The sequence below is a fragment of the Zobellia nedashkovskayae genome, from assembly GCF_015330125.1.
In the GTDB taxonomy this organism is placed as follows: domain Bacteria; phylum Bacteroidota; class Bacteroidia; order Flavobacteriales; family Flavobacteriaceae; genus Zobellia; species Zobellia nedashkovskayae.
Genome location: NZ_JADDXR010000002.1, coordinates 3,310,156 through 3,325,417, shown reverse-complemented (window position 1 = coordinate 3,325,417; position 15,262 = coordinate 3,310,156). Strand labels below are relative to the sequence as shown.

12 protein-coding genes are annotated in these 15,262 nt (G+C 37.3%); 9 read left to right on the top strand and 3 right to left on the bottom strand.

Annotation, left to right across the window (positions count from 1 at the left end; all coding sequences use genetic code 11):
* Window positions 1–30: 30 nt before the first annotated feature.
* Window positions 31–1,938 carry an acetate--CoA ligase gene (gene acs / locus IWB64_RS13720; protein ID WP_194534532.1) on the top strand — a complete coding sequence of 636 codons (1,908 nt, stop codon included), beginning with the start codon at window positions 31–33 and terminating at the stop codon, window positions 1,936–1,938.
* Window positions 1,939–2,013: 75 nt separating this feature from the next.
* On the opposite strand, the gene IWB64_RS13715 is transcribed toward acs, so the two are convergent.
* Entirely contained in the window at window positions 2,014–3,237 is a 1,224-nt protein-coding gene (locus tag IWB64_RS13715; protein WP_194534531.1) for a multidrug effflux MFS transporter, read from the bottom strand.
* Window positions 3,238–3,346: 109 nt separating this feature from the next.
* Here IWB64_RS13715 and udk point away from each other — a divergent pair, with 109 nt between their 5' ends.
* From udk to IWB64_RS13675, 8 genes are all read left to right on the top strand, one after another.
* Window positions 3,347–3,955 carry a uridine kinase gene (udk, locus tag IWB64_RS13710; RefSeq protein WP_194534530.1) on the top strand — a complete coding sequence of 203 codons (609 nt, stop codon included), beginning with the start codon at window positions 3,347–3,349 and terminating at the stop codon, window positions 3,953–3,955.
* A 5-nt stretch (window positions 3,956–3,960) separates the two neighbouring features.
* Window positions 3,961–4,287: an FtsB family cell division protein gene (locus IWB64_RS13705; protein WP_194534529.1), complete on the top strand. Its 327-nt coding sequence runs from the start codon at window positions 3,961–3,963 to the stop codon at window positions 4,285–4,287.
* Between the two features lie 417 nt (window positions 4,288–4,704).
* Complete coding sequence (locus IWB64_RS13700) at window positions 4,705–5,478, top strand: ParA family protein (protein ID WP_194534528.1); 774 nt, start codon at window positions 4,705–4,707, stop codon at window positions 5,476–5,478.
* On the top strand, window positions 5,478–6,380 hold the full coding sequence (locus tag IWB64_RS13695; protein WP_194534527.1) for a ParB/RepB/Spo0J family partition protein: 903 nt from the start codon (window positions 5,478–5,480) through the stop codon (window positions 6,378–6,380). Before IWB64_RS13700 ends, IWB64_RS13695 begins: the two co-directional genes overlap by 1 nt.
* Complete coding sequence (locus IWB64_RS13690) at window positions 6,373–6,987, top strand: DUF5683 domain-containing protein (protein ID WP_317171978.1); 615 nt, start codon at window positions 6,373–6,375, stop codon at window positions 6,985–6,987. The genes IWB64_RS13695 and IWB64_RS13690 overlap by 8 nt, the downstream gene beginning before the upstream one ends.
* 46 nt (window positions 6,988–7,033) lie before the next feature.
* Window positions 7,034–7,735 (top strand): 4-hydroxy-tetrahydrodipicolinate reductase, encoded by a 702-nt coding sequence (dapB, locus tag IWB64_RS13685; RefSeq protein WP_194534526.1) that lies wholly within the window; start codon window positions 7,034–7,036, stop codon window positions 7,733–7,735.
* 98 nt (window positions 7,736–7,833) lie between these two features.
* On the top strand, window positions 7,834–9,534 hold the full coding sequence (gene lepB, locus IWB64_RS13680) for a signal peptidase I (protein WP_194534525.1): 1,701 nt from the start codon (window positions 7,834–7,836) through the stop codon (window positions 9,532–9,534).
* A 43-nt stretch (window positions 9,535–9,577) separates the two neighbouring features.
* A complete protein-coding gene (locus IWB64_RS13675) occupies window positions 9,578–10,768 on the top strand; it encodes a molybdopterin molybdotransferase MoeA (RefSeq protein ID WP_194534524.1) in 1,191 nt (396 codons plus the stop codon).
* Between the two features lie 27 nt (window positions 10,769–10,795).
* On the opposite strand, the gene IWB64_RS13670 is transcribed toward IWB64_RS13675, so the two are convergent.
* Together IWB64_RS13670 and IWB64_RS13665 are read right to left on the bottom strand one after the other, a co-directional pair.
* Complete coding sequence (locus IWB64_RS13670; RefSeq protein WP_194534523.1) at window positions 10,796–12,100, bottom strand: amidohydrolase family protein; 1,305 nt, start codon at window positions 12,098–12,100, stop codon at window positions 10,796–10,798.
* 31 nt (window positions 12,101–12,131) lie between these two features.
* A complete protein-coding gene (locus IWB64_RS13665; RefSeq protein ID WP_194535901.1) occupies window positions 12,132–15,101 on the bottom strand; it encodes an amidohydrolase family protein in 2,970 nt (989 codons plus the stop codon).
* Between the last annotated feature and the right edge of the window lie 161 nt (window positions 15,102–15,262).

Sequence of the window (15,262 nt, the reverse complement as noted above, 5' to 3'; positions counted from 1 at the left end):
CACCATATCAATTAAAACAATCGAGACACAATGAGTAATTACCACATCAAACACCTAGAAGAATACTACCAAGTATATAGAAAATCCGTTAGGAACCCTGAAGCTTTTTGGGAAGAAATAGCGGAAGAACATTTTGTCTGGCGTAAAAAATGGAACAACGTATTAAGTTGGGATTTTTCTAAGCCTGAAATTAAATGGTTTGAGGGTGCAAAACTTAATATTACGGATAACTGTCTTGACAGACATCTCCCTACCCGAGGGGATAAAACAGCCATTATATTTGAGCCAAATGACCCAAATGAAGAAGCGCTCCACATCACTTATAGAGAACTACACGAAAGGGTTTGCCGCATGGCAAACGTTCTAAAAGACCACGGCGTTAAAAAGGGAGATCGTGTTTGTATTTACCTTCCTATGATTCCAGAACTTGCCGTTTCACTTTTGGCTTGTGCTAGAATTGGTGCGATACATTCCGTTGTTTTCGCCGGTTTTTCATCCAATGCTTTAGCTACCCGTATAAATGATTCCGATTGTAAAATAGTACTTACCTCAGATGGCTCCTTTCGTGGTTCAAAATCCATAGACCTTAAAGGTATTGTAGACAAGGCTCTTGAGGATTGTCCCGGAGTTAAAAATGTATTGGTAGCCAAACGCATAAACAGTGATATTCATATGGAAGAAGGGCGTGACAAATGGTTACAACCTTTACTTAATGAAGCTTATGCAGACTGTGTAGCCGAAATAATGGATGCAGAAGATCCATTGTTCATTCTTTACACCTCAGGCTCTACTGGAACACCAAAGGGAATGGTGCATACCACCGGAGGCTATATGGTGTATTCTGCTTATACTTTTAAAAACGTATTTCAATACAGAGAAGAAGACGTCTATTGGTGTACTGCGGATATTGGTTGGATAACCGGACATTCATACATTGTTTATGGACCATTGGCAAACGGAGCAACAACCGTTATGTTTGAGGGTGTCCCTTCTTACCCAGATTATGGTCGGTTTTGGGAGGTTGTAGAAAAACACAAAGTGAATCAATTCTATACTGCACCAACGGCAATTCGTGCCTTAGCCAAAGAGAATTTAGAATTTGTAGAAAAGCATGACCTTTCATCACTGAAAGTACTAGGTTCGGTAGGTGAGCCAATTAACGAAGAAGCTTGGCATTGGTACAATAATAATGTTGGTAAAAATAACAGTCCTATTGTAGATACGTGGTGGCAAACAGAAACGGGTGGTATTATGATTACCCCAATCCCATACGTTACCCCTACTGCGCCTACATATGCGACCCTGCCATTTATTGGAATACAACCCGCTTTGATGGATGAAGTAGGAAATGAGCTAAAAGGCAATCAAGTATCAGGAAGGTTGTGTATCAAATTTCCATGGCCCTCTATCGCTAGAACCATCTGGGGCAATCATGAACGATATAGAGACACTTACTTTACCGCGTATAAAGACATGTACTTTACGGGAGATGGCGCTTTACGAGATGCTGTAGGATACTACAGAATTACAGGACGCGTAGATGACGTTATTATTGTTTCGGGACATAATTTGGGAACCGCACCAATTGAAGATTCAATTAATGAGCATCCAGCAGTAGCTGAAAGTGCCATTGTTGGTTTCCCTCATGAAGTAAAAGGAAATGCCCTTTACGGCTATGTCATTCTAAAGGAATTTGGAGAAACCAGAGATCGAGATAATCTACGTAAAGAAATCAATCAACAGATTACTGAGCATATAGGGCCTATTGCTAAATTAGATAAGATTCAGTTTGTTTCCGGTTTACCAAAAACACGTAGCGGAAAAATCATGAGACGTATCCTTAGAAAAATAGCATCAAACGACACTTCTAACTTGGGAGACACAAGTACACTATTAAATCCAGAAGTGGTTAAAGAGATTATTGAAAATGTGCTTTAGAGTGATAAAAAAGCTGGCAAAAGATGGGTCTCACCTCATCTTTTGCCAATATATTTTATAAGTTCCACTGGGTTGCTAAAGCCCACTCCGCTCAGCAATAGCAAAAACTTTTCCTTTGGTTACCATTAGTATCGTAGTCAAAGCAAGTAATCCGCATACGGCAAGACCTACAAACATAGGCCAAACTGTTTCTTGTACGTGCCCACCTATATAATTAGCTATCGGTACAGAAAGAAGGGTAGAAATAAAACCATTTATGGCTGCTCCAATTCCGGCAATATGACCTATAGGCTCCATTGCTATAGACCTGAAATTTCCCCAAAGAAAACCCAAGCACAAAAACTGGACAAACAAGAATATCACTAAAATAGGCATACTTGGATTCGGTTTCCCCCAAAAGAGTACTACGTAGGATAATGCGATAACACAAAATGCGCCCATAGCCGTAACGGCCAATTTACGCATACCAAAATGCAATACCATAGTACCGTTTAAAAAAGTAGACAAGCCAACAGAACAAGCAAGACCGGCAAATATGTACGGAAAATTTTGCGCCATATCATATTGGTCTTCAAAAACATGCTGAGATGAACTTAAGTATACCAAAAATGCACCTGTAACAAATCCAGAAGCAAAAGTAAAAGCAACCGTTTCACGGTGTCTAAAAAACTCTTTGGAACCGTTTATGAAAACAGCTATTGAGAAAGGTATTTTAAACTGAGATTTTAAAGTTTCAGGTTGGCGTTTCCAGAACCAAATACTAACCACCAGTGCAAAGAACAACTGAACGTAGAATATATATTCCCATCCAAAAGCATCCATAATCCACTTTCCAATGGCTGGCGCTACTACGGGAACCAAAATAAAGAAGGCGGTAACGAATGACATAATTTTAGCCATATAATCGCCCTTATAGGTATCTCTAATAATAGCAATGGCAATGGTACGGGGTGCAGAAAGGCCAATACCTTGTAAAATACGTCCTACAATCATAACCTCCAATGAAGGTGCCAATACACAAATAACGCTTGCAATAGCAAAAATGGAGAAACCAATATAAACCACAGGTTTCCGACCATAACTATCCGACAACGGACCAAAAAACAACTGTCCAACACCAAGACCTAAAAAAATCATTGTTATCAACAGCTGATTTTCCAAGGGATCTAAGCTATTAATAGTAATTCCTATATGCGAAAGCGCAGGTAATAAGGCATCTATGGCTAAGGCTACAATAGACATTAAAGAAGCCATTAACGCTATAAATTCAAAATTCGGGCTTACATTATCATTCTGCATAGTACAAAAGTAAGTATTAGCTTAGGAAAGCGTATTACAAAAAGTTCCTTTTAGCTATAAACGCGTAATTGATTCACAAATATGTATTTTTGACAAAAATTTAAATAGCATGCTGATAATTGGAATAGCGGGTGGCACAGGTTGTGGCAAAACAACAGTTGTAAACCAGATTATAGACTCGCTGCCAGAAGGTGAAGTTGGAGTAATTTCGCAAGATTCTTATTATAATGACCTCTCCGAAATGCCTCTGGAGGAAAGGAGAAAAACCAATTTTGACCATCCGCAATCTATTGATTTTGCTTTGCTTGAAAAACACCTAAAGCGTTTAAAAGAAGGTCACTCGATCAAACAACCGGTGTATTCTTTTCTTGAATGTAACCGCACAGACAAAACCGTTCCCGTACACCCTACAAAAGTTCTCATTGTAGAAGGCATTCTTATTTTGACCAACTCTCTTTTGCGTAAAATGATGGACATCAAAATTTTTGTTCATGCAGATTCGGACGAAAGATTAATTAGAAGATTAAAAAGAGATGTTAATGAACGTGGTTGGAACCTAGACGAAACACTAGATAAATACCAGTCTAACATTAAACCCATGCATCTTCAGTTTATAGAACCTAGCAAAGAATACGCAGATATAATTATCCCAAACAATAAATATAACACAGTTGCAGTTGATATTGTACGTACAATCATCAACGAGAAACTAGCATAGTAAAAATGGGATTTAAAGATTTGAAAAAGAAAAAATGGTTTAACATCCTTACCAATATGTACGTATTGGTCCTAACCGTTTTTGTAATATGGATGCTATTTTTTGATACTAACTCCCTATTGATTCATCTAGAACTGAAAAAGGAAATTCAAAAACTCGAAAAGCAACAGGAGTTTTTAAAGGATGAGATTGCTAACGACAAAAAAATCCTAAAAAAATTATCGGACCCAGAAGAGTTAGAAAAATTTGCGCGAGAGCAATATTTTCTTAAAAAAAAGGATGAAGAAATTTACCTTATAGAGTATGAGGATAGCATGAACATTAAAGAATAAAGGTGAAATAAAAATCGCTTCAAAATTGGCCTCTTCCGGTTGCGACAATGGCAAAAGTAATTTTGAAAAGAGAGCCTGTCTTCTATTAATTTAAGTTTTAAAAGTCAAAATAAGATTATCTTTACACTGAATTAATCATTTACGAAATAGTTGTAAATAATTAAATATAAGATACTTAATCATACCTCAGCACTTAATATCAGTATTTAAATCAATTTAAACCTTTAAATAGGCAATTACCATAAGTTTCAAGTTTTTCATATTGAAACCCAACTCCAAAACCATATATCTAGCCAAAAGCCCCCTACAGTTAACTAACTTTAACGTAAAAGGTCATACTTATTCACTTTGTGTTAACAAAATGGTTTTAATTGCATGGTAAATAATTGTATTTTTACCCCCTAACTCAAACTAATAATGGGCAAGATTATTGCTATTGCGAATCAAAAGGGAGGAGTAGGTAAAACTACTACTGCAGTTAATCTAGCAGCCTCTCTAGGTGTTTTAGAGAAGAAGGTATTGCTAATAGATGCAGACCCGCAGGCGAATGCCACATCTGGTTTGGGCATTGATGTAGAAACTGTAGAATACGGTACATATCAGCTTCTTGAGCACACCATAAGTGCTAGAGATGCTATTATAAGTACAGACTCTCCCAATTTAGACCTTATTCCCGCACATATTGACTTGGTTGCCATTGAAATAGAATTGGTAGATAAGGATCAACGGGAGTACATGATGAAGCAGGCCATTTCTGACCTTAGGGACAGTTATGATTATATTTTAATTGATTGCGCACCTTCTTTGGGCTTACTTACTTTGAATGCTCTTACCGCCGCAGACTCTGTTATCATTCCTATACAATGTGAATATTTTGCTTTAGAAGGCCTTGGAAAACTTTTGAACACCATTAAAAGTGTTCAGAAAATACACAATGCCAACTTAGATATTGAAGGCATGTTATTAACCATGTACGATTCGCGTTTAAGACTTTCAAACCAGGTAGTAGAAGAAGTGCGTAAGCATTTTTCAGATATGGTTTTTGATACGATAATTCAGCGTAATGTACGATTGAGCGAAGCTCCTAGTTACGGAGAAAGTATCATAAAATATGACGCAAGCAGTAAAGGCGCAACTAATTACCTGAATCTGGCCAATGAAGTCGTCAAGAAAAATAAAGAGATAGCTTAATGGCGAAAGCAACAAAAAAACAAGCACTAGGTCGTGGACTCTCCGCTCTATTGAAAGATCCAGAAAATGATATCCAATCTGCAGCAGACAAGAATGCTGACAAAGTTGTTGGTAATATCGTAGAATTGGATATTGAGGCTATTGAAATGAATCCTTTTCAGCCTCGTTCAAATTTTAATGACGAGACGCTTAAGGAACTAGCAACCTCAATAGGTCAATTAGGTGTTATACAACCTATTACGGTTAGAAAATTAGATTTCAATAAATACCAGTTGGTTTCTGGTGAAAGAAGATGCCGAGCTTCAAAATTGGCAGGTCTTACCACTATCCCAGCATATATACGTATTGCCGATGATCAAGAATCGTTGGAAATGGCCTTGGTGGAGAATATTCAACGTCAAGACTTAGACCCTATAGAAATTGCTATTTCATACCAGAGGTTACTTGATGAAATTCAATTGACCCAAGAAAAATTAAGTGATCGTGTGGGTAAAAAACGCTCTACGATTACCAATTACTTACGTCTTTTACGCCTAGACCCTATTATTCAGACAGGTATTAGGGATGGTTTTTTAAGCATGGGACATGGCCGTGCGTTGGTAAACATAGAAAAAAAGGGAGATCAGATAGCCTTATACGAAAAAATCATAGGTCAGAACCTTTCTGTTCGCGAAACAGAGCGCGCCGTAAAAGCCTATCATGAAGGTGCTGCTCCGGAAAAACCTGCAAAAAAGGCTTCAAAAGCTCCAGAATTTGTTCAAGGAAACATTAAGCCGTTCACTGATCACCTTTCTGTTAAAGTAGATATTTCTGCCAGCGAAAAAGGAAATGGAAAAATAACTATTCCTTTTCATTCTCAGGAAGAATTCAATCGAATCAAAAAATTGATCCTAGGTGAGTAAATCCTTGCTAACCCTTATTTTTATTTCCCTTTTCACCTTAACCGTTGCTGCTCAAAAAGAAACGGTGGAAGATAAAGAGGTAGACTCACTTCAGACAAATTTAGCAGAAGAGGGTCTTATTGTAGTGGATACACTGGTAAAACAGAAAGTTGTTATAAATCCGCTAGCCCCTAGTAAAGCTGCCTTTTATTCAGCTGTTTTCCCTGGTCTAGGCCAGATTTACAATAAACGATATTGGAAAGTCCCCATTGTATACGGTGCCATAGGAGCTGCTGTTTATGGCTACACTTGGAATAATAACCAATACCAACGTGTACGAACCGCCTTTAAAAGAAGACAAGCTGGTTTTACCGATGATGAATTCTACGATATTTTAGGAGATGATGATCTACAGAACGAACAAGAAAATTTTCAAAGCCAACGAGATTTACTCTTACTAGTCTCCATTGCACTTTACGCTCTAAATATTGTGGACGCCAATGTAGATGCACATTTAAAACAATTTAATGTGGATGACGACCTTAGCTTTGACATGGAACCTTTTTTAGATTTAGACCCAGTGACCAATAACCCGAGTTATGGTATGGCACTTATAATAAAATTTTAAATACAAACAACTGTCTTTAAGTCAGTGATCGAAATAATTATACAAATTGAAAATAGCACTATTCGGGTACGGTAAAATGGGTAAGATGATTGAACAAGTCGCCCTAAGCAGAAATCACACCATTGTAGCAAAAGTAGATGTTGACACGGTTGATATTGATTTTTCAGAAATGGATGTCGCTATTGATTTTAGTATGCCAAGTGCGGCTTACGGTAACCTTACGAAATGTTTTGAACATGGTGTTCCGGTAATCTCGGGAACAACAGGATGGCTAGATAAATATGACGAAGCAGTAGCCTTGTGTAAAGAAAACAAAGGTGCGTTTATTTATGCTTCTAATTTTAGTTTGGGAGTAAATGTATTTTTTGAACTCAATGAATATTTAGCCAAGATGATGAAGAATTTAGACCAATATAAGGTGTCTATGGAAGAAATTCATCATACACAAAAATTGGATGAGCCTAGTGGAACCGCCATTACTTTAGCCGAAGGAATTATTAAAAACACCAATTATAGTGCTTGGAAACTTGAAAATGCTCCGGCAGGTGAAATTCCCATTGTATCAAAAAGGATTGGCACCACTCCAGGAACACACAGTATAGATTACAGTAGTGAGGTAGATTCCATAGAAATAAAGCATACGGCACACAATAGAGAAGGTTTTGCCCTTGGTGCTGTTATTGCTGCCGAGTGGATTGTGGGCAAAACAGGTGTTTTCACCATGAAAGATGTGTTAAACCTTGGTTAAGACATACAATAATTGAATAAAAATTAAGCTTACTTGCAATAGAGTCTCAGGAATTCAGTCATTTAAAAATTCCTTAGCTGCAATTAAAAAATACACAAATGGACGCAACACAGTGGTTACTTTTTATTCTGGTTATTCAGATTATCCATTTTGCAGGAACCTGGAAACTATACGTAAAAGCAGGTAGAAAAGCTTGGGAAGCAGCTATACCAGTATACAATGCTATCGTTTTAATGCAAATTATCAATAGACCAAAATGGTGGACAGTATTATTGTTCATTCCTATAATTAACCTATTGATGTTTCCTATTGTGTGGATTGAAACCATACGTAGTTTTGGGCGCAATAGCACAGCAGATACTTGGTTAGTTGTACTTACGTTTGGTTTTTACATCTTCTATGTAAATTATGCTTTAGACGTAAAATATATTGAAGACAGAAGCCTTCAGCCACAAACAGCAACTGGCGAATGGGTAAGCTCAATTGCCTTTGCAGTTATCGCTGCAACCCTTGTTCATACTTATTTCATTCAACCTTACGTAATTCCAACACCATCGTTAGAACGTACGTTACGTGTTGGTGATCTTTTGTTCGTGAGTAAGTTCAATTATGGAGCAAGAACCCCAATGACCACGGTTGCAGCTCCTATGGTTCACGATACATTACCAGTTATAGGTACAAAATCATATTTAACTAAACCTCAATTGCCATATTTTAGGTTACCAGGTTTCACCAAAGTAGACCGGAATGACATTGTAGTCTTCAGTTGGCCTGCAGATACAGTCCGTCAGTTTTTCAAAAGAGAAAAAGGAGTCATAAAGCCTATCGATAAAAAATCTAATTACGTAAAACGCTGTGTTGGTATTCCGGGAGATTCATTAGCTGTTATAGATGGTTATGTATTTATCAACGGAAAGCAATTACAACTTTCCGATAGAGCCAAACCGCAATATGACTATACATTATATTCTAGCAAGGGTGTTTCTTCTACATTATTAGAAAAAGTAGACGCAACAGGTTGGACTAGAAAATATATTATAAATTCACTGAACCAACAACAACTAAATGGCATACAGAAGTATGTTAAAGGCTACAGACAACGTGATGACGGTAAATTAGAGGTATATACTAATGAAAGAGGAATTCCTGTTGAAGTGGCACGAAAAAACGCTATTTCATTAGCGGAAGAAACCGGTCTTGAGCGCATTGCTCCATTAACAGATGAAATGGTGGAACAATTGAAAAAGGAATCCTCCTTGGATTCTATCGTAAGAATTGTGGATAAAAAAGGTGTTGCTGGCGGAAACATATTCCCACAAAGCAAGGATTACCCATGGAATTACGACCAAATGGGGCCTATATATATTCCTGAAAAAGGTGCTACGGTGGCATTGAATTTAAAGGTTCTACCACTTTATAAAAAGATAATAAGAGAGTATGAAGGCAATACCCTTAGTGTTTCTGGTAACCAGATAAAAATTAATGGAGAAATAGCTGATTCATACACATTTAAGCAAGATTACTACTGGATGATGGGTGATAACCGTGATCACTCTGAAGATAGTAGAGCTTGGGGTTATGTACCGGAGAACCATATTGTAGGTACGCCTATATTTATCTGGTTGAGTGTTGATAATTTCAACGACGGTATTTTTAGCTGGAGACCTAGATGGGATCGTATTTTTACAACCGTAAATGGTTCTGGAGAACCCGTTTCTTATTTTAAATACTTCCTAATAGCCCTGGTTGCTTATTTTGTGGGAAGTTGGTTATGGAACAAAAAGAAAGCAAAAGGATAGTATTTCGTTTTACGATTGCTTTATCTAAATATCAGATTATAGGATGATAACCTTTGAAAATGCTTTTGAACACGTATTGGAACATACGTTGGACTTTGGAGATGAAACCGTAACACTTTTGAAAAGTACCGGGAGAATCCTAAGTGAAGATATTAAAGCTGATAGGGATTTTCCGCCGTTTAATCGTTCTACCAAAGATGGTATTGTCATTGCTTTTTCGGCCATTGAAAAAGGGATTACCCGTTTTAAAGTAGAGGGTGTCCTTAGTGCAGGCATGCCTCAGCAAAAACTTTCCACGGACCATAATTGCCTTGAGATTATGACAGGTGCCGTGCTTCCTGAACAGGCTGATACCATTGTTATGTATGAAGAAACCGCAATTAAGGATGGTTGGGCTTCGATTACAAAAACTCCTAAAAAAGGTCAAAATATACATCGCCAGGGTACTGACGAACAAAAAGGTGCTATCCTTCTTAAGAAAGGAACAGAAATTACTGCTGCGGTTATTGGCGTATTGGCTTCTGTTGGAAAAAAGGATGTTTTAGTTAAAACACTTCCTAAAATTTGTGTGGTCTCCACCGGAAACGAACTTGTAGAAATACAAGAAACCCCGCTACCCCATCAGATTCGAAAATCCAACTCCCTTTCACTTGCATCTGCCCTCAAAAAAGTAAAAATTACACCTACCCTTTTGCATATAGCGGATGACAAGTCTATTATAGAAAAGGAACTTGAAAAAGCTATTTTAAAATACGATGTACTGATGCTTAGTGGTGGCGTATCTAAAGGAAAGTTCGATTTTATTCCCGATGCTCTTCATAATCTTGGCATTGAGAAAGTTTTTCACCGCGTGGCACAACGCCCCGGAAAACCTTTCTGGTTTGGAGTACAGAAAGAGAAACAAAAAGTTATATTTTCCTTTCCCGGAAACCCTGTTTCTACTTTTGCAAACTACCATGTGTATTTTTTACCATGGTTGAAAAAATCGCTCGGTACAGAAACTAAAAATCCGTCTGTTATTTTAGACGAACCCATACAACCTCACCCTTCGCTTACCCTGTTTGTTCAAGTTACCTGTCATTGGCATCAAGGCAAGCTAATTGCTAAAACTATAAAAGGTAATGGCTCTGGTGATTTAGTCAGTTTAGCGCTTGCAGATGGCTTTATTCGCGTTCCTCAAGGTGATAATGAAATTTTACAAGGAATGGTTTTTGATTATACCGAAGCTGGGTAAAGTAATCTATACAAACCATCAATACGCTTATTTTACTTCGTATTTTCCCTCATACCGCTTCCATAGTTCTGTTTGATGGGTTTCTAAAGAAATTTCCCTACCATCAATAAAAGCATTCATTAATCTATTACCCTTCATATCAAGTGCATCTCCTTCTGATACAAAAAGAGTTGCGCTCTTCCCTAATGCCAAAGTGCCATAATTATCGTCAATCCCAAGTATTTTTGCCGTATTACCAGTTATCAATTCTAACGCCTTTTCAACTTCCATTCCTTGAGATACCGTTTGACCTGCATAAAATGGCAGATTACGTATCTGAAAGTTTGAGGCTGTACCATTTTGAAGTCCTACTAATAACCCTCCATCCACTAAAAGATTAGGTAACTTATACGGCAAATCGTAATCATCTTCATCAAAAACAGGTAGATTATGAGTAGCACGTACCAAAACGGAGATATCATTTTCTTTTAGAAATGGGATTACTTTATGTGCATGATGCCCACCTACCAATACAATCTCTTTTACTCCCGTTGCTTTTATTTGTGTAACGGCATCAATGATTTCCTTTTCACCATCTGCATAAACAAATAGCTTCTGTTTACCTGTAAAAAGACCTGACATTGCGCTTAAAACAGGATTTTTAGTTACTGCAAGAGAATCGTAAACGGCTGCATTTCTTAGAAAAACAAGTGTTTCTTTAACCTCTTCCCCATACTTTTTGTTAGCTTGGTAGCCACGATCTTCACCTTTCCACCATTTGCCTTTACGAAACGTAGTAGGCCAATGTAAATGAATAGCATCATCTATTTTTATGGCAGCGTCTTCCCAATTCCAAGCATCAAACTGAACAATTGATGATGTACCTGAAATTCGTCCTCCTTGGGGTGTAATCTGTCCCAAAAGCACACCATTGGGGCGCATACTTTCTACTACCTTAGATTCCGCATTATAAGCAACCAGACTACGAATGTGGGGAATCATCTCCCCTATTTCATCTTGGTCTTTTGATGCCCTTACAGCATCTATCTCAATAAGTCCAAGAGATGTATTAGGGGCTATAAATCCAGGGTAAATGTGTTTACCCTTACCTATTATTTTTTCTCCTCGTCTTGCTATTCTAGACATTGCACTGCCAACAAAAGATAGCTTGCCATCTTCGAACATAATTAGTGAATTTTCAATTACCTCACCATTTCCCAAGTGTGCAGTTGCCCCTTCAATAGAAATGGCGACGCTCTGTTTTGGTGCAGGTGTTTGTTGAGCGTTTGCTTCTACACCTATGAATAAATAAGCAAGCAAAATGGCTATTGTATATTTTTTATTTACTATCATCGATTACTGATTTAATACCTTTTAAACTTTATTAATGTATCTCTGCGTATTCCGAAAGTGTATCACAATGCATGAGCTGCTTTTTACTTTGTTTGGGTTCTTGGGTTTTCTTCCCTTTTTCTTTTTCGCCCAACATCTGATTGACTAACTCATTTCTCTCCTTGCTTACTTTATTGCGTAACTCTTTATCTTTCTCTATATCAAAATAAATAGCGCCATCGATCATAGTCTTTTCGGCCTTGGCATAAATTGATAAAGGATTACCGCTCCATAAAACCAAATCAGCATCTTTTCCTTGCTTAATACTTCCCGTCCTATCGTCAATATGCAATAATTTAGCCGGGTTTATGGTAACCATTTTCCAAGCTTCCAACTCCGTCATTCCTCCGTATTTAATAGTCTTGGCAGCCTCTTGGTTCAGCCTACGAATCATTTCAGCATCATCGCTATTAATTGCAACTGTGATACCTTGATCATGCATAATTGCCGCATTATAAGGTATGGCGTCATTTACCTCAAATTTATACGCCCACCAATCACTGAACGTACCAGCTCCTGCACCATGTTCTTTCATTTTATCGGCCACTTTATACCCTTCTAAAATATGAGTGAATGTATTTACCCTAAAACCAAATTTTTCGGCCACCTTCATCATCATATTAATTTCACTCTGAACATAACTATGACAGCTAATAAATCGCTCACCGTTCATTATTTCTACAAGGGTTTCCATTTCCTCATCATATCTGTATGCTGCGCCGCTTTTTTTCGTAATCTCATATTCTTTTGCTCTTTGAAAATAATTCTCAAAAAGCTGTTCTACACCCATACGAGTCTGTGGGAAACGATTATAACTACCCCAGTTGCTTTGTTTTACATTTTCTCCTAACGCAAATTTTATGAATTTGGGTGAATTGTCATAAATCATCTTTTCAGCGCTTTCCCCCCACTTTAATTTCAAAATTGCCGAACGACCACCAATAGGGTTTGCCGATCCATGCAATAATTGTAGCGAGGTAACTCCACCAGCCAAAGCATGGTAAATACCTTTATCCTCATTATCTACCACATCTTCCATTTTCACCTCAGCCGATGAATTTTGTCCTGACTCGTTAACAGCTAAAGCAGCAATATGACTATGCTCATCTATAATTCCTGCTGTCAGATGTTTACCGGCAGCATCAACCACTTTGGCACCACTAGCAGATATATTTTGACCTACTTTTATAATTTTTCCGTTTTTAACTAGCACATCCGTGTTTTCAAGAATACCATCCTCTTCACTTGTCCAAACCGTTGCATTCTTAAAAAGTACGTTTTCAGATTTTGGAATCGCCTCATAACCATACCCAACATTAGGATAAGTTAGATTTGCTAGTTTTGGTAACACCTGTTTTGAATCTTTTTTCTTCTCTTTAAAAGGAGCTGCTTTAACCGCAGTAAAAGTGGTTTCATCCCCTGTGGGAAGTACAGCTTTACCATTCAATTTAGTATTAGTTTTCCCTACAAAACCTGTCATTCTATAACTACCCGCCTTCTTGGCATCTACAAATGAAAGTTCTAACCAATTATCTGAATACGCCAATTTTGATTTTAACGTAACCGTATCTTTTTTAACGGTTACTTTAGGCTTATCTACAGTACCTTTAATTGACACTTTAAATTCTTCGCTGGCAACAGAAAGAGTGTATTCTCCTCTAATATCCACTAAAGAAATATCAGAAATAACGTTTTTAGTGCCCTGTACCCAGTTCTCATATAGAATAGTGTTCTTATCAAAAATATCCCCAGAAGCAATTAAAAAATTAGCATAACTACCCTTAACCAGTGAACCAACTTGGCCTGATTTACCTAAAATCTGCGCAGGTACAGTTGTTAAAGCTTGTAAAGCGGTGGTCTTATCCAATCCATAAGCTATAGCCCTCATTATTTTTTCTTTAAATTCTGCTGGAGATTTTAGGTCGTGCAGGGTAAAAGAAAACGAGATATCATTATCTGCCAATATTTTGGGATTTGCAGGTGCTTGATTCCAATGACGCATATCTCCTAAAGAAACATATGCAGCAGCATATGAGTCGGATACATCATAAGCTTCTGGAAAATCCAACGGTAAAATTAACTGCGCATTAGAAGCCTTTATATCTGCCACTCGTTCATACTCATTTCCTCCTGCTAGAATTACATATTGAACCCCAAAAGCATCTCCTATACCATCTGCTCTTAAAACGTTGCCTTTATCTCCTGCCTCAAAAAACTGAACTAAATTCTTATTACGAGTTAACGCTTCTAGAGACATATCTTTACTTACCACACTACCTTGTGCATACCATTTTTCATCATGATACATTTGCCTTAAGAGCGCCATAGAGCCCATTAAAGAACTTGGGTACGATTGTTTCTTTGCGATACTCTTATTAAAGGAAAAGTATTGTCCCGAACGATCATCTAGTATACGATCAGCATTATTACCTGTACTGTTTAATGCTACCAATACACCGGTGCCACGGGCAATACCATCATGAATATGTGAATTTACTACACCAAAACCTACTTTTCGCAAAGTCTCAGCAACCGTATCATCGTAGTTAAATTTAGTAACTGCATCATTCTCAGGCATAATATGATCGTTCCAATAATAACCTGATCTAGATGGTTCATATTCGGCAGACCTACCTTCGCCTTTTGCTTTCTCTGGTTTTTCTATTCCAAAACCCGAATAAACATCAATAAAAGAAGGGTATATAGATTTCCCATTTAAATCAACTACTACCGTGTTCTTAGGTATATTTACTGTTTTACCTGCTTCAACTACTTTTCCATTTTGAATAAGAAGTGTTCCAGAAGGTATAACCTGATTTGGGGTAACAAAAATTTTAGCATTTGTAAAAGCTGTGTAGTTGGTGTTTTTTGCTTTTACCCCTTCATTAGTAGGAAAGTAATCTTGTGAAAATGCCGTTAATCCATAAAAAAGGATAACAGCTGTAATCAATCGTTTTTTCATCATTTCGTATGGTCTTCTAATCTTGTTTTTAAAAATAACTAAAACGTTTATGACCAAGAAATAATGTTACACTTACAAGCCTAATTATCTGAATATGATATTAATTTCTACAGTATAATGGGAAAAGTATTTTCTAATTCAAACTGAAAAAGAAAACCAAA